This is a genomic window from Azospirillum sp. P4_B5, assembly GCF_056402275.1.
Window position 1 is genome coordinate 57,310 of the sequence record NZ_JBFUHT010000027.1, and the last position, 19,248, is coordinate 76,557.

The following is a 19,248-nucleotide window of genomic DNA, read 5'->3' on the forward strand; positions in this document are numbered from 1 at the left end:
ACTCCCTCGCAGCCATGTCAGGAAAATGTGACGGCCACAAGGCGCATGCAAGAAAGTGGTGACCGGGAGGCGCGTATGCCCGCCAGCCTCCGCCCGCATGGCTGGTGCCGAGCGGCGGTTCTCAGCTCTTCTGCGCCCCGGTCAGCCACTTGAAATAGGCGTCGATGGTGCGGACCATGCCGCGGCCGAGCTTCTCGCGGTGAGCCGACTTGCTCAGCAGGCTGACGTCCTGGGGGCTCGACAGATAGCCCATCTCGACCAAGGCGGACGGCATGTCCGGAGCGGTCAGGACGGCGAAGCCGGCCTGCCGGTGCGGCTTGTTGGGGATCAGCTTGACCTCGCGCCCGAGATGCTCCAGCGCCATGTTGGCGAAGCGCTTGGAGTGGTTCATCGTGTCGCGCTGGGCGAGGTCGATCAGGATCGAGGCCACCAGATCGTTCTCGGAGGACAGATCCATGCCGGCTAGCGCGTCGGCCCGGTTCTCCTTGGCGGCCAGCATCTCCGCCTCGCGGTCGGACGCTCGGTCGGACAGGGTGTAGATGGACAGGCCGCGCATGTTGGCGGAACCGATGCTGTCGGCGTGCAGGGACAGGAACAGGTCGGCGTTGACCTCCCGCGCGATGGCGACGCGGTCGCGCAGGCGGATGAACACGTCCTTGTCGCGGGTCAGCCGCACCCGGTAGCGGCCCGAACCTTCCAACTGGCGCTTCAGTTCCCGCGCCATCGCCAGCGTGATGTCCTTCTCATAGACCCCGCCGACCCCGACCGCGCCGGGATCGACGCCGCCATGGCCGGGATCCACCACGATCATCGGCTTCTCCGGAACCGGCGCCGCCCGCGGCGGGACCGGCGGCGGCAGGGCCGCGGCGACCGGCACGATGGGGTCCTTCCTCGCCGGCGGGCGAGCCGCCTCGCGGCTCACCGAAGCGGTCCCGGTGGTCACGGCGACCGGGGGGGAGGCGGCGAACTGCGCCGGGGTGGTGCGGGCGATATCCAGGACGAAGCGCGGTTTGAAGCCGTCACGCGGCGGGATGAGGTAGGACTCGACCACCCGCGCCGGCCCGTCGGTTTCCACCACGAGGCGGGAAGCGCCGCCGTCGCGCCCTTCGAAGCGGTAGCGGGCGACCACGCCCTTGCCCGCCATCACCGTGTTGCCGCCCGGCCAGCTCACGTCCGGCAGATCGACGACGACGCGGTAAGGCGAGCCGTGCACCGACACGGTGAAGGGAACCGAGTCGGTGAGTTCCAGAACCAGCCGCGTCTTGTCGGGATGCAGGCCGAGCCGCGCGTTCAGCACGGACGCCCGCTCCTGCACCGGCGGCGGAAAAGGCAGCGCCGCGGTGGTCTGGGCCTGCGCCGGGGCGCACGGCAGGACGGCCGCCCCCAGAAGGGCGCCCAGCGCAGCGACAATCGCGAGCAATCGGGGCATCCGTTCCACCAGAAACCACAAACCGGCCAAAGCCAGCGGTCAGCTATAGCGCAGCGGAATCAAGGCGCTCAACGGTGGTTTCCAGTGGCGTGGCGGAATTGTCGGCGAGGGTGCCGTTCGTGCAACACTGCCCCGCTTCGCTCCCTTCCCGGTGGAATGCCGCCGAACCGGATGCGGTGGACCGCAACTTTCGCCGAATTCCACGTTGTGCATGGTTTCGTGCTTGTCTATGGTAGCTCTGCGACATACCGCGACCCACCAGCCACTCTTCCGAGAGGTTTCTCTCCGGGGTGACTGTGGGCGTCGCCCGCGGACCCCCACGGCCGAAATTTACATCATCGGGCGCGGTCCGGGGCGTGACGCTTCTGGGTTGCCGGTGGATTGGGACGAAACCTCGAAGCTGGTGCCGGCCGCAAGGCCGTAACCCGGAGGCCGAAGCCCGACCCGTCCTGGCTGCTTCGTCAGCGCCGTTCGACGGGTTAGGGGCCGGTTCCGCAGGCTTCGCTCACAACGATGACGCGCCCCGGCGGCTTGACCGTCGCGCGGGCGGCCTGGGGCGTCATGGGGATCTTGTATGGCCAAGCGCATGCTGGTGGACGCCACGCACCCGGAGGAAACCCGGGTTGCCGTGGTCAATGGGAACAGACTCGAAGACCTCGATTTCGAGATCGCCACCCGGAAGCAACTCAAGGGCAACATCTACCTTGCCAAGGTGACCCGGGTCGAGCCGTCGCTCCAGGCGGCCTTCGTGGAATATGGCGGGAACCGCCACGGCTTCCTGGCCTTCTCGGAAATCCATCCCGACTATTACCGCATCCCGATCGCCGACCGTGAGGCCCTGCTGGCCGAGGAACGCCGGCTGGAGGAGCAGGCCGAGGCCCGCGCCGAGGCCGCCGCCGACGGCGCCGTGATGGCCGAGCCGATCCGCCCGGAGCAGGTGGAGGAGGAAGTCTCTCCCATGCCCGGCTCCTACGCGGAGGCCGAGGGCGACGGTTTCGAAGGCGACGTCCCGGCCTTCGCCACGGATGGCGGTTCGGATGGCGGTTCGGACGAGGCCGCGGACTCGGATGAGGCTCCGGAAGGCGCCGCTCCGGCCGAGAGCCCGGACGTCATCGGCGGGGACGAGGTCGAGGAGGCCCACCGCCGCCGCGCCCGCCCGCTGCGCAGCTACAAGATCCAGGAAGTCATCAAGCGCCGGCAGGTCATGCTGGTCCAGGTGACCAAGGAGGAGCGCGGCAACAAGGGCGCGGCGCTGACCACCTACCTGTCGCTGCCGGGCCGCTACTGCGTGCTGATGCCCAACACGGGCCGCGGCGGCGGGATCTCCCGCAAGATCACCAACCCCGCCGACCGTAAGCGCCTGAAGGAGATCCTGTCCGATCTCGACATCCCGGAAGGCATGGCGGTCATCCTGCGCACCGCGGGGCTGGAGCGCTCCAAGCAGGAAATCAAGCGCGACCTCGAATATCTGCTGCGCCTGTGGGACGACATCCGCGTCCAGACGCTGAAGTCCTCCGCGCCCTGCCTCATCTATGAGGAGGCGAACCTCATCAAGCGCTCGATCCGCGATCTCTACACCGACGACATCGACGAGATCTGGGTGGAAGGTTCGGCCGGCTTCAACACCGCGCGCGACTTCATGCGCATGATGATGCCGAGCCACACCAAGCGCGTCATGCAGTACCAGGACGACACGATCCCGCTGTTCCACCGCTATCAGGTGGAAACGCAGATCGACGCGATCCACAGCCCGGTCGTGCAGCTCCGCTCCGGCGGCTACATCGTCATCAACCCGACCGAGGCGCTGGTTTCCATCGACGTCAACTCGGGCAAGTCGACGCGCGAGCGCAACATCGAGGAAACGGCCTACAAGACCAACCTCGAAGCCGCCGACGAGGTGGCGCGCCAGCTCCGCCTGCGCGACCTCGCGGGCCTCATCGTGATCGATTTCATCGACATGGAGGAGCCCCGCAACAACGCCGCGGTGGAGCGCCGCCTGAAGGAGGCGATGAAGAACGACCGGGCGCGCATCCAACTCGGCCGCATCTCCGCCTTCGGCCTGCTGGAGCTGTCGCGCCAGCGCCTGCGCCCGTCGCTGCTGGAAACCAACTTCGAGCGCTGCCCGCACTGCTCCGGCACCGGCGTCATCCGCTCGGTGGAATCCGCCTCGCTGCACGTGCTGCGCGCCATCGAGGAGGAGGGCATCCGCAAGCGGTCGTCGGAGATCACCGTCTTCGTGCCGTCCCGCATCGCGCTCTACATCCTCAACCAGAAGCGCGGCGAGCTGACCAAGATCGAGGACCGCTACCGGTTCCGTGTCATGGTCCAGGCCGACGACACGCTGATCGCGCCGGACCTGCGGCTTGAGCGCGTGAGGGCCCGCACGCCGGAGGACGACGTGCCGCTGGTCAGCGCCGAGCGCGTCCTGGCCGAGACCGACCGCATCCTGGCCGCCGAGGCCGAGGAGGCCGAGGAGGAGGCGCCCGTCGTCGAGGCCGTCGAGGCCGAGGTTACGGAGCGTGCCGACGCCGCCGGGGAAAGCGAGGGCGACCGCCGCCGCCGCCGCCGCCGCCGCCGTGGCCGCGGGCGTGACCGCGAGGATGGCCGCGCGCCGTTCGGCGAGGCCGCCGAAGCGTCCGACGAGACGGCCGAGGGTGACGAGATCGAAGCGGAGGCTGCCGACGCCGACGAGACGGCGATCGATGAGGAAGCGATCGAGCGCGCCCAGATCGAGGCTCCGGAGTTCGTCATCAACGACGTCGATGTCGGTCCCGCCCACATCGAGGACGAGGAAGAGGAGGAGGCCGACCTGGCCGCGTCCGACGCGGACGACGGCGCCGATGCGTTCGAGCCGAACGGCGACGGCGATGGCAACGGCGAACGCAAGAAGCGCCGCCGCGGCAAGCGCGGTGGTCGCCGGCGGTCCCGCCAGCGCGAAGGCCTGGAGGCCGGCGAGGGCCTGCCCGGCGACGGCGTCGAGGGCGAGGTGGAGACCGAGTCCTTCCCGACCGCCGTCGAGGCCGGCCGCGCCGTCAACCCGCCGGAACTGCCGGCGGACATGGAACCGGTCGAGTTCGACTGGGTCCTGACCAGCGCGGCGGCCGCCGAGACCGCTCCGGAAACCACGGCGGACACCGCCGCGGAGGTTCCGGCCGCCGAGGAGGCCGCCCCGGTGGCGGAGGAGGCTCCGGCCCGCAAGCCGCGCCGTGGCCGCGCCAAGGCGACCGCCGCCGAAACGGCCGAAGCAGTGACGGCGGAGCCGGAAGCGGCCCCCGCCAAGCCGAAGCGCGCTGCGAAGGGCGCCGCCAAGGGTGCCGCCAAGGATGCCAAGGCCGCCGCTCCGGAGGAAACCGCTCCGCCGCCGGCCAAGCCGTCGCGCAGCCGCAAGGCGAAGACCGCTCCCGTCGAGGCCGTCCCTGCCCCGGCGCCGGTTGCGGCACCGGTCGCCGAGGAGGCGAAGAAGCGCCCGGCCCGCAAGCGCAAGACCGCGGCGGACGCTCCCGTCGAGGCGGCGCCCGCTCCGGCTCCGGTTGCGGCTCCGGTCGCCGAGGAGGCGAAGAAGCGCCCGGCGCGCAAGCGCAAGACCGCGGCGGACGCTCCCGTCGAGGCGGCGCCCGCTCCGGCGGTCAGCGAGGCGCCGGCGGCCCCAGCCCCGGCCCCGGCCCCGGCCAATGAGCCGGCCAGCGCGAACCCCGCTCCGGAGGGCAAGCCGCGCCGGGGCTGGTGGAACCGCTAAGCGCGTTTCATCGCCGTAAAGACTGGAAAAGGCGCCTCGCGGCGCCTTTTCCTTTTCCAGGAAACCGCGAAGGGTCCCGATCATGAGCAAGGCCTTCACCCGGGAGAACGACTCCGCCGGCGACGACGACGAGGCCGACGATCCCAAACCCTTGCCCAAGGGCGTGAAGAACTACATGACGCCCGAAGGCTTCCAGCGCATGCAGGAGGAACTGCGCTCGCTGCTGCGCGTCGAGCGCCCGAAGGTGGTCGAGGTGGTGTCCTGGGCGGCCGGCAACGGCGACCGCTCGGAAAACGGCGACTACATCTACGGCAAGAAGCGCCTGCGCGAGATCGACCGGCGCATCCGCTTTCTGACCAAGCGGCTGGAATCGGCGGAGGTGGTCGATCCCACGCTCCAGAAGAACCGCGACCGCGTGTTCTTCGGCGCCACCGTCACCTACGCGCGGGAAGACGGGACGGAGAACACCGTCACCATCGTCGGCGCCGACGAGGTGGACATGGACCGCGCCCATGTGAGCTGGATTTCGCCCATCGCTCGCGCCCTGCTGAAGGCGCAGGAGGGCGACGTGGTGGACCTGCGCACCCCTGCCGGACTGGAGCAGATCGAAGTCGTCGCCATCCGCTATCCGGGCGACGCGGCGTAGGAAAGGCTGGGGCTACAGAAGCCCCAGCTCCTCCAGTTCGGCGCGCAGGCTGGCGGCGCCGGAAAAACGGTGCGCCGTCATGCCAATGGCGCGCGCGGCCTCGACGTTGGCGGGGCTGTCGTCGATGAAGCAGCAATCTGCCGCCGACAAGCCGTAGCGATCCAGCAGGAGCTGGAAGATCGCCGGGTCCGGCTTCACCAGCCCCTCGTCGCCGGACACGATGATCCCGTCGAAGACGTTCAGGAAATCGAAGCGCCTGCGGGTCAGCGCCAGCTTCTCCGACGAGAAGTTGGTGATGGAGTAGAGCGGCGTCCCGCGCTGCTTCAGCTCCATCAGGATCTCCGGGGTCCCGGCCATGGGGCCGGGCACCATCTCCTCCCACCGCTCGTGGTAGGCGCGGATCAGCTCGCGGCAATCGGGAAACTCGGCGGTCAGGACGGCGACCGCCTCGTCCCACGGGCGACCACGGTCCTGCTCCAGGTTCCAGGCGGGGGTGCAGACGTTGTCGAGGAAGTCCTCCATCAGGTCCTCGTACCCGTCGAACAGCTCGCGGTAGAGATGCCGCGGGTCCCATTCGATGAGCACCTGGCCGATGTCGAACACGACGGTGGACGGCTTGGTCATCATCAAATCCCGTCCCAGCCTTCAGCCCTTGCGGGCCGCGGCGACGAGGTCCTTCATCTGGTCCAGCTTGATGGCGCCGGGGACCAGCTCGTCGCCGATGACGAAGGCCGGGGTGCCGCGGATGCCCAGCTCCTCGGCCAGCGCCTGGTTGGCGGCGATGACCTTCAACACGTCGGGGCTGTTCATGTCCTTCTTCAGCTTGTCGGTGTCCAGCCCGACCGACTTGGCCAGACGCTGGATCACGTCGTCGTCGAGCTGGCCGCGGTGGGCCATCAGGGCGTTGTGAAGCTCCAGATACTTGCCCTGGCCGCGGGCGGCCAACGCCGCCTTCGCCGCGGTCAGCGAGGCCGGGCTGAGGATCGGGAACTCCTTGAAGACGAAACGCAGCTTGCCGTCGTCCTTGATCAGGCGCTCGGTGTCGGCCTGCACGGCCTTGCAGTAGCCGCACTGGTAGTCGAAGAACTCGACCACCGTCACGTCGCCCTTGGGGTTGCCGGCCACCGGATCGGCGGGGTTCTGGAACAGCGCGGCCTTGTTGTCGGCCAGCGCCGCCTTGGCCTTCTGCTCCTCGGCCAGCTTCTGGCGCTTCTGGAGCGAGTCCACGGCCTCCAGGATGATTTCCGGGTTCTTCAGGATGTAGTCGCGCACGACCTCCTCGACGGCCTTGCGCTGCGCGTCGTCCATTGGGCTCTGAGCCTGGAGGGCGGGGGCCAGCAGCCCCGTCGGAAGGGCCAGCGCGGCGGCGAGCGCCAGGGCGGCGGGGCGGAAGCGGGTCATGTCGAACTCTCTCGTGGGGAGCCAAAACGGCGCGAATCGGGGCGATACTGTGGACCCGGACGGCGGGGTCAGGCAAGACGGCTGTGCACCGCGCAAACGGAGGGCGCGCGAACGGAGGAGGCTCACTTGCCGCCCGCCAGTCCGCGGATGTCCTGGGCGCGCAGCCAGCCGGGGGAACCGGCGGGCAGAAGCTTCTCCGCCCGCTCCGCCTGGAAGCGGGCCATCGGCTTGTCGCCGCGGGCGAAGGCCTCCTCCGCGGTGGCGTAGGCGACCATGCCGGCGTTGCCCTTCATGCTCCAGGCCTGGGCCATCAGCCGCCACAGGAAGGCCGACTGCGCCTGCGTCTTGGACGCCACCTGAAGGTTGCGCAGCGCCTCGTCGGCCAGCCGGCCGTCGTTCTGCTCCATCAGCGAATGGGCCAGCGAGACGCGGATGCTGCCGGCGTCCGGTTCCAGCTCGATCGCCTTGCGGTAGGGAGCGGCGGCGTCCACCGCCCGCCCGTTCTGCAGCATCAGGTCGCCCTTCATCTCATAGAGGAAGGCGTTCTTCGGCTCCTGGGCGATCAGCCCGTCGACGAGCGGCAGGGCCTGCCGGACCTCGCCACGCCGGAAATAGGCGTAGGCCCGGCCGTAGCGCGCCACGAAGGACGGGTCGTCCGCCTTGTAGCGACGCAGCGCCCCGTTCGGGTCGAGATAGGCGTAGAGCTTGGCCTGGATGCGGTGGAACTCCTCGTTCCATTGCGCCGGAACCGGCTTCCTGCCGGCCCGCGACCGCTCCACGAAATTGCGCACCGTCTCGATGCGCTCGCGGGTCAGCGGGTGGGTGCGGCGGTAGCCGGCGTCGCGGTCCACCAGCAGCGGGTCGTCGGCGGCGCCCAACTTCTCCAGGAAGGTCACCAGCCCCTCCGCCGAGATGCCCGATTGCTCCATATAGGACAGGCCCGCTTGGTCGGCCGAGGATTCCTGGCTGCGCGAGAAGGACAGGAAGTTGCGCTCCGCCAGATGCTGGCCCAGCATCACGCCCGCCGCACCGGCCCCGGCGTTGCCCGCGGCGATGCCGCCGACGATGCCGATGCCCATGCCGATCAGCGAGGACAGGAAGGCGTTCTCCATCGCCTCGGACCCGCGGACCAGATGGCCGCCGGCGATGTGGCCGGTCTCGTGGGCGATCACGCCGATGAGCTGCCCGGCGTCCTCCAGCCCCAGCAGCAGGCCGGTGTGCAGGAAGATGTTCTGCCCGCCAGCGACGAAGGCGTTCATGGTGTTGTCGTTGACCAGGACGATGTTCACCGCGTCCGGATCGATGCCGGCGGCCTGGAAGATTGGCCGCGCCATGCCGCGGATGATATGTTCCGTCTCGGCGTCGCTCAGGAACTGCATCTCCTGGCGCCGTTGCGCGCCCGCGGGCGGCGACCACGAAAGAACCATCACGGCAAACATGGCGATGACCGAAACCAGCCTGCTGGGCTTGCGCACCGTTTCTTCCTCCGCACACCGGGACACCGGGCAGCCGGTCAAGATGCCGGGCCGGGCGTCCCATTCCACCCGCCGAATCTGGCAAGGGTTGGGCGCGATTGCCATAGCCGCATCGCTGGTGGGCGGTTGCGTCAACACGAAATACCGCACCAACGCCCCGTCCCAGAACTTCGTCGCGGCCGACGAGCCGCGCGCGGCGGAGATCGGGCGCGACATCATCGCCCAGGGTGGCAAGGCCGGCGACGCCGCCACCGCCATGGCGATGGCGATGGCCGTCACCCTGCCATCGCGCGTCGGGATGACCGGCGGCGGCGTCTGCGTGGTGTTCGACGCGGCGAAGAAGGAAACCCGCACGCTCGACTTCCTGCCCCGGCCCGCTGGCGCCCGCGGCGCCGCCCTGCCCGGCTTCCTGCGCGGCGTCTACGCGCTCCAGGCTTCCACCGGGGCGATGCGCTGGGAGCAGGCGGTGGTTCCCTCCGAACAGCTCGCCCGGTCCACCCCGGTCAGCCGGGCGCTGGCGCGCGACCTCGCCGACTCCGCGGCCCGCCTGTCCACCGACCCGGAGGCGCGCCGAGTCTTCCTGCCGACCGGCGCGCCGCTGGCCGAGGGTGCGGCGCTGAGCCAGCCCGAGCTGGCCGCCAGCCTGTCGCAGGTGCGCCGCAGCGGCATCGCCGCGATGTATGGCGGGGCTCTGGGTGGGGCGGTGGCTCAGGCCGCCGCCATCGACCCCGCCGCGGTCCGCGGCTTCCAGCCGCGCTGGACCGGAACCGCGGCCATTCCGCTGGGCATCGTGTCGATGCATTTCGCCCAGCTTCCCGAGACCAACAACGGCGCCGCCCTGACCGCCGCCTGGAAGGCCGCCGCCGACCTGCCGTCCGACCAGCGCGCGGCCCGCGTGGCCCAGGCGCTGGGCGCCACCGGCAGCGGCGCTTCCGCGCCCGGCGCCGGACTCGTCGTGATCGACCACGAGGAGAACGGGGTCGCCTGCTCCTTCACCATGGGGGGGCCCTTCGGCACCGGCCGCATGGTGCCGGGCACCGGCCTGCTGGCCGCCCGCGGGGTGGACGGCGCCGGCTTCGGCGCGCCCGCCCTGCTCACCAACGCCATCGTCGGCCGCACCCAGTTCGCCGGGGCGGCCAGCGCCGCCGGCAACGACGGCCCCGCCGCCGCTCCCGCCGCCCTGCTGACCGCGGCCCTACCCGCCGCGCTCGACAAGGAGGCCGGCGCCGCCATCCGCGTCAGCCGCGCCGCGAGCGGGCCGGGCCGCGCCACCTTCGTCACCTGCCAGACCTCGATGGAGAGCGGCTGGAAGGAATGCCAGCTCGCCGCCGACCCGCGCGCCCATGCCCTGGGCATCCTGGTCGAAACCGAGCGTTGACGCACAAAAGTCTGGAATCATGAGCAAAGCACCCAAAGTCTCCAAACGGGGCGCCATCCCGCCCTTCTTCGTCATGGAAGTGATGCGCGCCGCCGCCGAGCGCGAGGCCGCTGGCCTGGAGGTCCTGCACATGGAAGTCGGGCAGCCCTCGACCGGCGCGCCGAAGGGCGTGCTGGAGGCCGCCCACCGCATGCTCGACGCCGACGTGCTGGGCTACACCGGGGCGCTGGGCATCCCGGCGCTGCGCGCGGCCATCACCGGCTGGTACCGCGACCGTTACGGGATCGACGTGCCGGAGCGGCGCGTGGTGGTCACCACCGGCTCCTCGGGCGCCTTCCAGCTCGGCTTCCTGGCGGCCTTCGATCCGGGCGACCGGGTGGCCATGGCCTCGCCCAGCTACCCGGCCTACCGCCACACCCTGACCGCCATCGGGGTCGAGCCGGTGGAGCTGCCGACCGGGCCGGAGCACCGCTTCCAGCCGACCATCGACCTGCTGGAACAACTCGATCCGCCCATCCAGGGCCTGATCGTCGCCAGCCCGGCCAACCCAACCGGCACGATGCTGAGCCGGGAGGAGCTGACCGCGCTCGCCAACTGGTGCGACGCCAAGGGCGTGCGGCTCGTTTCCGACGAGATCTACCACGGCCTGACCTACGGGCCGGAGGCCGTCACCGCCGCCGAGGTCAGCGAGAGCGCTCTGGTGGTGAACAGCTTCTCCAAATACTTCTCGATGACCGGCTGGCGGCTCGGCTGGATGATCGTTCCGGACGACCTGATCCGCTCGGTCGAATGCCTCGCCCAGAACCTGTTCATCTCGGCCCCCAGCCTGTCGCAGGCCGCCGCGGTCGCCGCCTTCGCCTGCACCGAGGAGTTGGACGGCCACGTCGCCCGCTACGCCCGCAACCGCGAGCTTCTGCTGAGGGAGCTGCCGAAGGCCGGCTTCGACAAGCTGGCTCCGGCGGACGGCGCCTTCTACATCTACGCCGACGTGACGGAGATGACCGACGACAGCGAGGCCTTCTGCAAGCGCATCCTGGCGGAGACGGGCATCGCCTGCACCCCCGGCGTCGACTTCGACCCGGCGCGCGGCCACCGCTTCGTGCGCTTCAGCTTTGCCGGCTCGGAGGAGACCATTGCCGAGGCGGCCCGGCGGCTGATCGCCTGGAAGAAGTAAGGAGTCGTTGCCCTATCCCTTCTCCCCCCTGGGGAGAAGGTTAGGATGAGGGGGCGCCGAAGGCGCGCCAAGCTTAACAAATATCATCCGCCCTACCGGGCGTAACGCCCCCTCACCCAACCCTCTCCCCAGGGGGGAGAGGGCTCCATTCTCAGTACGCGTATTCCTTGAACACCGGGTCCACGCTGCCACCCCAGGGGCCGTTGAACTTCGCCAGAAGCTCGTCGGCGGGGGTCTGGCCGGACTCGGCGATGTCGAGCAGCGTGTTCAGGAAATGCGCCTCGTCGTCGCCCCAGTTGTCGTTGCGGGCGCGGCGGGCCAGACCGCCACGGGCGATCTCCAGCACCTCAAGCGCGACCTCCCGCACCGTGCGGCCGCGGAAGGGGGTGCGCAGGGCGTGGCGCGGCACTTCGGCGCGCAGGTGGGCGCGCTCCTCCGTCGTCCAGCCCTTCACGAGGTCCCAGGCGGCATCCAGCGCCTGGCTGTCGTAGAGAAGCCCGACCCACAGGGCCGGCAGGGCGCACAGGCGGCGCCACGGCCCGCCGTCGGCGCCGCGCATCTCCAGATACTTCTTCAGACGCACCTCGGGGAAGGAGGTGGTCATGTGGTCGGCCCAGTCGGTGATCAGCGGGACCTCGCCCGGCAACGCCGGCAGGCGACCCTGCATGAAGTCGCGGAAGGACTGGCCGGAGGCGTCGATGTACGTGCCGTCGCGGTAAACGAAGTACATCGGCACGTCGAGCAGATAGTCCACGTACCGCTCGAACCCGAAGCCGTTCTCGAACACAAAGGGCAGGTCGCCGGTGCGGTCGGGGTCGGTGTCGGTCCAGATGTGGCTGCGGAAGCTCTGGAAGCCGTTCGGCTTGCCCTCGGTGAAGGGCGAGTTGGCGAACAGCGCCGTGGCGATGGGCTGAAGCGCCAGGCTGACCCGGAACTTCTTCACCATGTCGGCTTCCGACGCGAAGTCCAGGTTCACCTGCACGGTGCAGGTGCGCATCATCATGTCCAGGCCGAGATTGCCGCGCTTGGGCATGTAGTCGCCCATGATCTTGTAGCGGCCCTTGGGCATCCAGGGGATCTCGTCGCGCCGCCATTTCGGCTGGAAGCCGAGGCCCATCATGGCGATGCCCAACTCGCCCCCGATCTCCTTCACCTGCTCGAGGTGGCGGTGCACCTCGGCGCAGGTCTGGTGCAGGGTCTCCAGCGGCGCGCCGGACAGTTCCACCTGCCCACCGGGCTCCAGCGTGATGTTCGCCATGCCCTGGGTCAGGGCGATCAGGTTGCCCTTCTCCTCCACCGGGTCCCAGCCGAAGCGCTGCAGGCGGGTCAGCAGTTCGCCGATCCCGTCCGGCCCCTCGTAGGGCAGCGGCCGGTGGTCGGAGACGCGGTAGGCGAATTTCTCGTGTTCGGTCCCGATGCGCCACTGGTCGGCCGGCTTGTTGCCGGATTCCAGGTAGGCCGCCAGTTGGCGGCGGTCGGTGATCGGTTCACCACGCGTCTGCGGAGGTGCGGACATGGAAGCTCCCGCTTTCAAAAAGTCTAAACTGGCCAACGAATCAAACGGCCCGCTTCGGAACAGCGGCGCGTCGAGCGGCCCTTACTCCCCGACGGTGGGGTCGGCCGGCGCGCGGAAGGGCGGTCGGGTGTCGCCTCCGTCCGCCGTCCAGTCCCCCGCAAGGGCCTGCCAGCAGGCGAGCGCCGCGACCACCGCCGTGTCGGCCCGAAGAATGCGGGGCCCCAGACCGACGGGAACAACAAAGGGTAGTTTACAAATTTCGTCAAGTTCGGACTGCGCAAAGCCACCCTCCGGCCCGATCAGGAAGGCGGCGGGACCGCGCGGACGGGCACGGACGGCCTCTGCGATGGGGCGTACGTTCCCGGCCTCGGCGCACAGGTACAGCGTACGTTCGGCCGGCCAGCCGGCCAGTGCCTTGTCCAACGGCAGCGGGTCGGCCATCTCCGGCACGGTCAGCCGCTCCGACTGCTCGGCGGCCTCGATAGCGTTGGCGCGCAGGCGGTCGGTGTTGACGCGGTTGGGGTCGGTGCGGCGGGTGAAGACCGGCCACAGCCGCGACACGCCCAGTTCGCTGGCCTTCTCCGCCACGAAATCGATGCGCCCGCGCTTGATCGGGGCGAACAGCAGCCAGAGGTCCGGCCCGGCCGCCTGGAGACGCCGCTGCGCGGTCACGGTGAGCGAGCACCAGCCTTTGCCGAAGCCGTCGATGGCGGCCAGCCATTCGCCGTCCCGCCCGTTGAAGACGGCCACGACGTTGCCCTTGTCGAGCCGCAGGACATGGCGCAGGAAATGCGCCCTCTCGGGATCAAGCCCCACCGCCTGCCCCTCGCCGAGGGGGCTGTCCACATAGAGGCGGGTCTTCGGTTGGTCTGACATGGCGCAAAGGTCTCCGGTGTGCGGCGCCGACTATAGCGATAACGCTCCGGGGCGGAAACGGCCCAGCCTTGCGGGGACCCACCCCCGCCGCTACCTTGCCCCCGGCTTCCTCCACTCCCTATCCCCGAGTCCGCCATGACCAGCCCCGCCTCCCCCGCTCCCGGCGACTTCACCGACATCCGGCGCGGCGACTGGATCGACCGCTTCGCCCCGGCGGCGGCCCGGCCCTATCTGCGGCTGGCGCGGCTGGACCGGCCCATCGGCACGTGGCTGCTGCTGTTTCCCGGCTGGTGGAGCATCGCGCTGGCCGGGTCGGGACCGCTGCCCGACCTCTGGCTGATGGCGCTGTTCGCGATCGGCGCCGTGGTCATGCGCGGGGCCGGCTGCACGGTGAACGACATCCTCGACCGCGACTTCGACGCGATGGTGGAGCGCACGCGGACGCGGCCGATCCCCTCCGGGCAGGTGTCGGTGAAACAGGCGCTGGCCTTCCTCGCCGTCCAGCTTCTGATCGGGCTGGCGGTGCTGGTGCAGTTCAACCCGCTCACCATCGGGCTGGGCGTGCTGTCGCTGGTGCTGGTCTTCACCTACCCGCTGATGAAGCGCATCACCTGGTGGCCGCAGGCCTTCCTGGGGCTGACCTTCAACTGGGGCGCCCTGATGGGCTGGACCGCGGTGCGCGGCGAGTTGGAATGGCCCGCGCTGGCGCTCTACGCCGCGGGAATCGTCTGGACGCTGGGCTACGACACCATCTACGCCCACCAGGACAAGGAGGACGACGCGCGAATCGGCGTGAAGTCCACCGCCCTGCGGCTGGGCGACCAGAGCAAGATCTGGATCTACGGCTTCTACACGCTGACTTTCGTGGGGATCGGCATCGCCGGGCGTCTGGCCGGGCTGGGCGGGCTGTTCCTGCCGCTGCTCTCGCTGGCCGCGCTGCAACTGTCCTGGCAGGTGGCGACCTGGAACCCCGACGATCAGACGGATTGCCTGAAGAAGTTCAAGTCGAACCGCTGGTTCGGCTGGCTGGTGCTGGTCGCCTTCCTGGCCGGAAAGATCTGAGGCGGTGGAGAACTTGGAGGGGGATCAGCGCGACAGCTCGGCGACGGTGCTGTCGCCGGAGCCCGGCTTGCGCGGCGGCAGAACCGCGCGGATGCCCTCGGTGGAGGCCACCATCTCGACGCCCTTCTGCGCGGCCGGCTGGGTCGGCTTGCGGGCCGGCAGCACGGCGGCGGCCAGCACCGGCTGAGCCGTCTTCGCGGCGGCGCCCTTGCCGGAGAGGGTGAGGGACGCGGTCAGCACCTGCGGCTTGCGGCCCGGAACGGCGACGGCATGGCCCTTCAGGGAGGCTTCCATCAGGCGCGGCCCAGCGGCGGACTTGGGCGTGGAGCGGCCCTGCGGGGCCACGGCGAAGGTGCTGCCGATGCCGGCACCCCGGGAGTCGGCCTGACGGATCTCCGCCTCCTCGCCCTCCGGCAGGATGAAGCCGTAGGTGGTGTAGACGCGCAGGCCGAGCTGGTCCGACGGCTCGTGCCAGACGCGGACGGCCGACCAGTCGTTGCGCGGCGACACGTCGACCACGCGCATGTTGCGGCGCAGACCACGGCCGTCGAGCCAGGAGTGATCGACCTCGATGGTGCGGCGGTCGACGATGTGGCTGACCAGGGAGACATGGCCGCGGCCCAGCCGCTGCGACCGCTTGAAGACGAGGACGGAGCCGAGCGTCGGACGCTGGTCGCGCTCATATTGTTGGTTGGCGGCGGTGTTCCACCACGTCCAGGCATCGCCCCGGATGTCGAAATCCGATATGGAGCGCACCGTGCGGACGCAATCCCCGTCCTGGGCCTGGGCTTTGGATATGACGAACGGGCTGAGGGCGATGAACGCCGCGAACGAAGCGCAGAGTGCAATCCCTTTCGACCGCATATCGACCCCATGACCTTTGTTTTTCTCCTTTCGAACGGGTAACACGGGACAGCAGGTGTGTCTACTCCGTTTGAATTATGTAACCAAAACCGGTTGTGGATAGATCATCCATCCCCGCGCAGCTCCGGTGAGAGTCCAGTTATGAACAACTTTTCTCAAATCGACTTCATCCGCTCCAACACGGTCGTAACGCGGACTCCTTTGCTGCCCGAAATCGCGCTGCATCTGGCGACGGAAATCACGCCGTTGTGGGAGGCTACGGAGGATTCTTTGAAGGAGTCCAATGTACCGCCGCCCTATTGGGCCTTTGCTTGGCCGGGCGGTCAGGCGGTGGCGCGGCTCGTCCTCGACCGGCCGGAGCTGGTCGCGGGCAAGTCGGTGCTGGATTTCGCCGCCGGCACCGGGCTGGTCGGCATCGCCGCGATGATGGCCGGGGCGGCGCGCGTCCAGTCCTGCGACATCGACCGCTTCGCCCTGTCCGCCATCGCCCTGAACGCCGAATCCAACGGAGTCGACGTGAAGGCGGTCAGCGCCGATCTCGTGGACCGCCCCCTGCCCGGCATCGACGTCGTTCTGGCGGGTGACGTCTGCTACGAGAAGCCGATGGCCGACCGGGTGACCGGCTGGCTGCGCGGAATCGCCGCAACCGGCACGCTGGTCCTGCTGGGCGATCCGGGCCGCGCCTATGTCCCGCTCAGCGGAATCGAGCGGGTCGCGCAGTACAGCGTCCCGACTTCCCTTGAGTTGGAGGACCGCGAGATGCGCGAAACGGTGATCTGGCGCCTGCTGCCGGAGGCCTGAGCATGACCACGACCGCTCCGCGCAAGGGCGCCACACGCCGCATCGTCCGCCGCGCCCTGCGCAGCGTGAAGGAACCCGCCTGAGGCTGCGCCTCACCCCTTGACGCGGCGCCGTCCAGGCCGATGCTAAGCGCCCTCTTTCGATCCGACCCCATCGCATCCGAACGGACCCTCGACCATGCCCTACACCTCGTTGCGTGACTTCATCGACCGGCTGGAGAAGGCCGGGCGGCTGGTGGTGGTCCGGGAGCCGGTGTCCACGGCGCTGGAAATGACCGAAATCCAGACCCGCCTGCTCGCCGAAGGCGGCCCGGCGGTGCTGTTCGAGAACGTCATCAAGGCCGACGGCACCCGCTCGGAGATGCCGGTGCTGGTCAACCTGTTCGGCACGGTGGAGCGCGTCGCCTGGGGCATGGACCGCGAGCCGCAAGATCTGCGCGGCGTCGGCGAGACGCTGGCCTTCCTCAAGCAGCCGGAGCCGCCGGGGGGCTTCCGCGAGGCGATGGAATTGATCCCGCTAGCCAAGACCGTGCTGTCGATGAAGCCGAAGACCGTCGGCTCCGCCCCCTGCCAGGAGGTGGTGCTGACCGGCGACCAGATCGACCTCGGCCGCCTGCCGGTGCAGAGCTGCTGGCCGGGCGAGCCGGCGCCGCTGATCACCTGGCCGCTGGTCGTCACCAAGGGACCGACCGGCAAACGCGAGGACGACTTCAACCTCGGCATCTACCGGATGCAGGTGCTGGGGAAGAACAAGACGATCATGCGCTGGCTGAAGCACCGCGGCGGCGCGCAGCACCATCACCGCTGGCAGGCCAGCGGAAAGCGCGAACCGCTGCCCTGCGCGGTGGTGCTGGGCGCCGATCCCGGCACCATCCTGGCCGCCGTCACGCCGGTGCCGGACACGCTGTCGGAATACCAGTTCGCCGGGCTGCTGCGCGGCAAGAAGGTCGAGCTGGTGGATTGCAAGACGGTGCCGCTGAAGGTGCCCGCCCAGGCCGAGATCATCCTGGAAGGCCATGTCAGCCTGGACGAGTACGCCGACGAGGGGCCCTACGGCGACCACACCGGCTATTACAACTCGGTCGAGCCCTTCCCGGTCTTCACCGTCACGGCGATGACCATGCGGCGCAACCCGATCTACCTCTCCACCTTCACCGGCCGCCCGCCCGACGAGCCGTCGGTGCTGGGCGAGGCGCTGAACGAGGTCTTCATCCCCCTGCTGACCCAGCAATTCCCGGAGATCGTGGATTTCTGGCTGCCGCCGGAAGGCTGCTCCTACCGGATCGCCGTGGTCAGCATGAAGAAGGCCTATCCCGGCCACGCCAAGCGCGTGATGATGGGCGTCTGGTCCTTCCTGCGCCAGTTCATGTACACGAAATGGGTGATCGTCGTGGACGACGACATCGACGCGCGGAACTGGAAGGACGTGATGTGGGCGATGAGCACCCGCATGGACCCGGCCCGCGACATCACCGTGATCGAGGGCACCCCCATCGACTATCTGGACTTTGCCAGCCCCGAGTCGGGCCTGGGCGGCAAGGTCGGGCTGGACGCCACCAACAAATGGCCGCCGGAGACCAAGCGCGAATGGGGCCAGAAGATCCGCATGGACCAGGGCGTGGTCGACGAGGTGTCGCGCAAATGGGCGTCCTACGGTCTTCCGGGCAGCGGGACCCCGATCTGGAAATGAGGCGTTAAGGGACGTCCCGCCTTTTCCAAGGAGTCCCGCCATGCCCAGCGACGCCGCCCATCCCATCGCCAGCCCCATCGCCACCGTCCGCCTGATCTTCAGCGACGGCGGCGAAACCGCCGGGGACCTGTCGGTGGCCGAGCGGGCGGGAAGCAACCTGTTCGTGGCGTCGGACGAGGGCGCTCAGGTCGTCCATTTGGCGGCCGAGGAGGGCGGCACCGTCTACCGACAGGACGCCGTCTTTTTCTTGGCGGACTTCCTTGCCCTGCCGGAGTCCGAACCGGGCAAGGACGAGGCGGACATCGAGGGCATGGCCATCGCCGACGGCTGGTTGTGGGTCACCGGCTCCCACGCGCTGGCCCGCAGGAAGCCGGGGCGCGAGGAGAACAGCGCCGAGAAGGCGCTGGAGCGGCTGACCGAGGTGCGCTGCGACCCCAACCGCTTCCTGCTCGGCCGCATCCCGCTGGTCACCGAGGCTGACGGGCGCCTCACCCCGGTCCGTCGCGACGGGAAGCGGACGGCCGGTTGCCTGAAGTTCCGCAAGGGCGGCAACGCGCTGACCAAAGCGCTGGCTGAGGACGAGCATCTGGCCCGCTTCGTCGCCGTGCCCGCCAAGGAGAACGGCTTCGACGTGGAGGGGCTGGCCGCCCATGGCGACCGGGTCTGGCTGGGGCTGCGCGGTCCGGTGCTGCGCGGCTGGGCCTGCATCCTGGAACTGGCGGTGGAGGATCACCCGGAGGTCGAGGAGCGCCTGCGGCTGCGCCCCATCGGGCCGAACGGCGAGAAGTACCGCAAGCATTTCGTCGATCTGGACGGGCTGGGCATCCGCGAACTGACCTTCGACGGGGAGGATCTGGTCATCCTGGCCGGGCCGACCATGGACCTCGACGGTCCCGTCGCCGTGTGGCGCTGGACCGACGCTCTGTCCATCACCCACGAGACCGTCATCCCGCGCGACCGGCTGGTTCCTCTGCTGAACCTGCCCTACGGCAAGGGCGACGACCACGCGGAGGGCATCGCCTGCGTCCGCCGCGACGGCGCCCCGCCCGCCCTTCTGGTGGTCTATGACAGCCCGTCCAAGGCCCGCCTTCACGGCGCCGGAACCACCGCCGACCTGTTCGCCCTGCCCTCCCGCTATGATCCGGCCAACGCCTTCCGGGCGTGAACGTTGTTCTCCTTCACGCAACAATTAGTGCATAAC

The 19,248-nt window shown here is 69.4% G+C and carries 15 protein-coding genes; 8 read left to right on the forward strand and 7 right to left on the reverse strand.

What is annotated here, in order from left to right:
• Nucleotides 1-121 precede the first annotated feature (121 nt).
• Nucleotides 122-1,420, reverse strand: coding sequence for an N-acetylmuramoyl-L-alanine amidase (locus tag AC1DVI_RS20415; protein WP_476959526.1), 1,299 nt, complete (start codon nt 1,418-1,420; stop codon nt 122-124).
• 583 nt (nt 1,421-2,003) lie between these two features.
• Between AC1DVI_RS20415 and AC1DVI_RS20420 the strand changes: the two genes are divergently transcribed.
• Complete coding sequence (locus tag AC1DVI_RS20420) at nt 2,004-5,165, forward strand: Rne/Rng family ribonuclease (protein ID WP_476959527.1); 3,162 nt, start codon at nt 2,004-2,006, stop codon at nt 5,163-5,165.
• A gap of 82 nt (nt 5,166-5,247) precedes the next feature.
• On the forward strand, nt 5,248-5,811 hold the full coding sequence (gene greB / locus AC1DVI_RS20425) for a transcription elongation factor GreB (protein ID WP_109067778.1): 564 nt from the start codon (nt 5,248-5,250) through the stop codon (nt 5,809-5,811).
• A gap of 12 nt (nt 5,812-5,823) precedes the next feature.
• On the opposite strand, the gene AC1DVI_RS20430 is transcribed toward greB, so the two are convergent.
• The 3 genes from AC1DVI_RS20430 to AC1DVI_RS20440 form a co-directional block, all read right to left on the reverse strand.
• The gene (locus tag AC1DVI_RS20430) at nt 5,824-6,435 is read right to left on the reverse strand and encodes an HAD family hydrolase (RefSeq protein WP_476959528.1); all 612 of its coding nucleotides are present in this window, start codon (nt 6,433-6,435) and stop codon (nt 5,824-5,826) included.
• 21 nt (nt 6,436-6,456) lie between these two features.
• Nucleotides 6,457-7,212 (reverse strand): DsbA family protein, encoded by a 756-nt coding sequence (locus tag AC1DVI_RS20435; protein ID WP_476959529.1) that lies wholly within the window; start codon nt 7,210-7,212, stop codon nt 6,457-6,459.
• 122 nt (nt 7,213-7,334) lie between these two features.
• Entirely contained in the window at nt 7,335-8,687 is a 1,353-nt protein-coding gene (locus tag AC1DVI_RS20440) for a M48 family metalloprotease (RefSeq protein WP_476959530.1), read from the reverse strand.
• On the opposite strand from AC1DVI_RS20440, the gene AC1DVI_RS20445 reads away from it, so the two are divergent.
• Both AC1DVI_RS20445 and AC1DVI_RS20450 read left to right on the forward strand, forming a co-directional pair.
• Nucleotides 8,656-10,065 (forward strand): gamma-glutamyltransferase, encoded by a 1,410-nt coding sequence (locus tag AC1DVI_RS20445; protein ID WP_476959531.1) that lies wholly within the window; start codon nt 8,656-8,658, stop codon nt 10,063-10,065. The two genes, AC1DVI_RS20440 and AC1DVI_RS20445, sit on opposite strands and share 32 nt — an antisense overlap.
• Nucleotides 10,066-10,084: 19 nt before the next feature.
• Entirely contained in the window at nt 10,085-11,239 is a 1,155-nt protein-coding gene (locus AC1DVI_RS20450; protein ID WP_476959532.1) for a pyridoxal phosphate-dependent aminotransferase, read from the forward strand.
• Between the two features lie 151 nt (nt 11,240-11,390).
• Here the strand turns inward: AC1DVI_RS20450 and AC1DVI_RS20455 are convergent, their stop codons facing one another.
• Both AC1DVI_RS20455 and AC1DVI_RS20460 read right to left on the reverse strand, forming a co-directional pair.
• Nucleotides 11,391-12,755: a glutamate--cysteine ligase gene (locus AC1DVI_RS20455; RefSeq protein WP_476959533.1), complete on the reverse strand. Its 1,365-nt coding sequence runs from the start codon at nt 12,753-12,755 to the stop codon at nt 11,391-11,393.
• Nucleotides 12,756-12,836: 81 nt separating this feature from the next.
• A complete protein-coding gene (locus AC1DVI_RS20460) occupies nt 12,837-13,631 on the reverse strand; it encodes a 16S rRNA (uracil(1498)-N(3))-methyltransferase (protein ID WP_476959534.1) in 795 nt (264 codons plus the stop codon).
• Between the two features lie 135 nt (nt 13,632-13,766).
• Between AC1DVI_RS20460 and ubiA the strand changes: the two genes are divergently transcribed.
• Nucleotides 13,767-14,693, forward strand: coding sequence for a 4-hydroxybenzoate octaprenyltransferase (gene ubiA / locus AC1DVI_RS20465; protein WP_476959535.1), 927 nt, complete (start codon nt 13,767-13,769; stop codon nt 14,691-14,693).
• Nucleotides 14,694-14,717: 24 nt separating this feature from the next.
• Here the strand turns inward: ubiA and AC1DVI_RS20470 are convergent, their stop codons facing one another.
• Nucleotides 14,718-15,449 carry a CHAP domain-containing protein gene (locus AC1DVI_RS20470; RefSeq protein ID WP_476959536.1) on the reverse strand — a complete coding sequence of 244 codons (732 nt, stop codon included), beginning with the start codon at nt 15,447-15,449 and terminating at the stop codon, nt 14,718-14,720.
• 249 nt (nt 15,450-15,698) lie between these two features.
• On the opposite strand from AC1DVI_RS20470, the gene AC1DVI_RS20475 reads away from it, so the two are divergent.
• From AC1DVI_RS20475 to AC1DVI_RS20485, 3 genes are all read left to right on the forward strand, one after another.
• Complete coding sequence (locus AC1DVI_RS20475) at nt 15,699-16,358, forward strand: class I SAM-dependent methyltransferase (RefSeq protein WP_476959537.1); 660 nt, start codon at nt 15,699-15,701, stop codon at nt 16,356-16,358.
• A gap of 177 nt (nt 16,359-16,535) precedes the next feature.
• On the forward strand, nt 16,536-18,047 hold the full coding sequence (locus tag AC1DVI_RS20480) for a UbiD family decarboxylase (protein WP_476959538.1): 1,512 nt from the start codon (nt 16,536-16,538) through the stop codon (nt 18,045-18,047).
• A gap of 40 nt (nt 18,048-18,087) precedes the next feature.
• Nucleotides 18,088-19,212 carry a DUF3616 domain-containing protein gene (locus tag AC1DVI_RS20485; protein ID WP_476959539.1) on the forward strand — a complete coding sequence of 375 codons (1,125 nt, stop codon included), beginning with the start codon at nt 18,088-18,090 and terminating at the stop codon, nt 19,210-19,212.
• Nucleotides 19,213-19,248 lie beyond the last annotated feature (36 nt).

Coding starts and splice junctions, on each gene's coding strand:
- ubiA (WP_476959535.1), top strand. CDS start 13,767: ATGACCAGCCCCGCCTCCCCCGCTCCCGGCGACTTCACCGACATCCGG.
- AC1DVI_RS20445 (WP_476959531.1), top strand. CDS start 8,656: ATGACCGAAACCAGCCTGCTGGGCTTGCGCACCGTTTCTTCCTCCGCA.
- greB (WP_109067778.1), top strand. CDS start 5,248: ATGAGCAAGGCCTTCACCCGGGAGAACGACTCCGCCGGCGACGACGAC.
- AC1DVI_RS20435 (WP_476959529.1), bottom strand. CDS start 7,212: ATGACCCGCTTCCGCCCCGCCGCCCTGGCGCTCGCCGCCGCGCTGGCC.
- AC1DVI_RS20485 (WP_476959539.1), top strand. CDS start 18,088: ATGCCCAGCGACGCCGCCCATCCCATCGCCAGCCCCATCGCCACCGTC.
- AC1DVI_RS20480 (WP_476959538.1), top strand. CDS start 16,536: ATGCCCTACACCTCGTTGCGTGACTTCATCGACCGGCTGGAGAAGGCC.
- AC1DVI_RS20460 (WP_476959534.1), bottom strand. CDS start 13,631: ATGTCAGACCAACCGAAGACCCGCCTCTATGTGGACAGCCCCCTCGGC.
- AC1DVI_RS20475 (WP_476959537.1), top strand. CDS start 15,699: ATGAACAACTTTTCTCAAATCGACTTCATCCGCTCCAACACGGTCGTA.
- AC1DVI_RS20455 (WP_476959533.1), bottom strand. CDS start 12,755: ATGTCCGCACCTCCGCAGACGCGTGGTGAACCGATCACCGACCGCCGC.
- AC1DVI_RS20450 (WP_476959532.1), top strand. CDS start 10,085: ATGAGCAAAGCACCCAAAGTCTCCAAACGGGGCGCCATCCCGCCCTTC.
- AC1DVI_RS20420 (WP_476959527.1), top strand. CDS start 2,004: ATGGCCAAGCGCATGCTGGTGGACGCCACGCACCCGGAGGAAACCCGG.
- AC1DVI_RS20430 (WP_476959528.1), bottom strand. CDS start 6,435: ATGACCAAGCCGTCCACCGTCGTGTTCGACATCGGCCAGGTGCTCATC.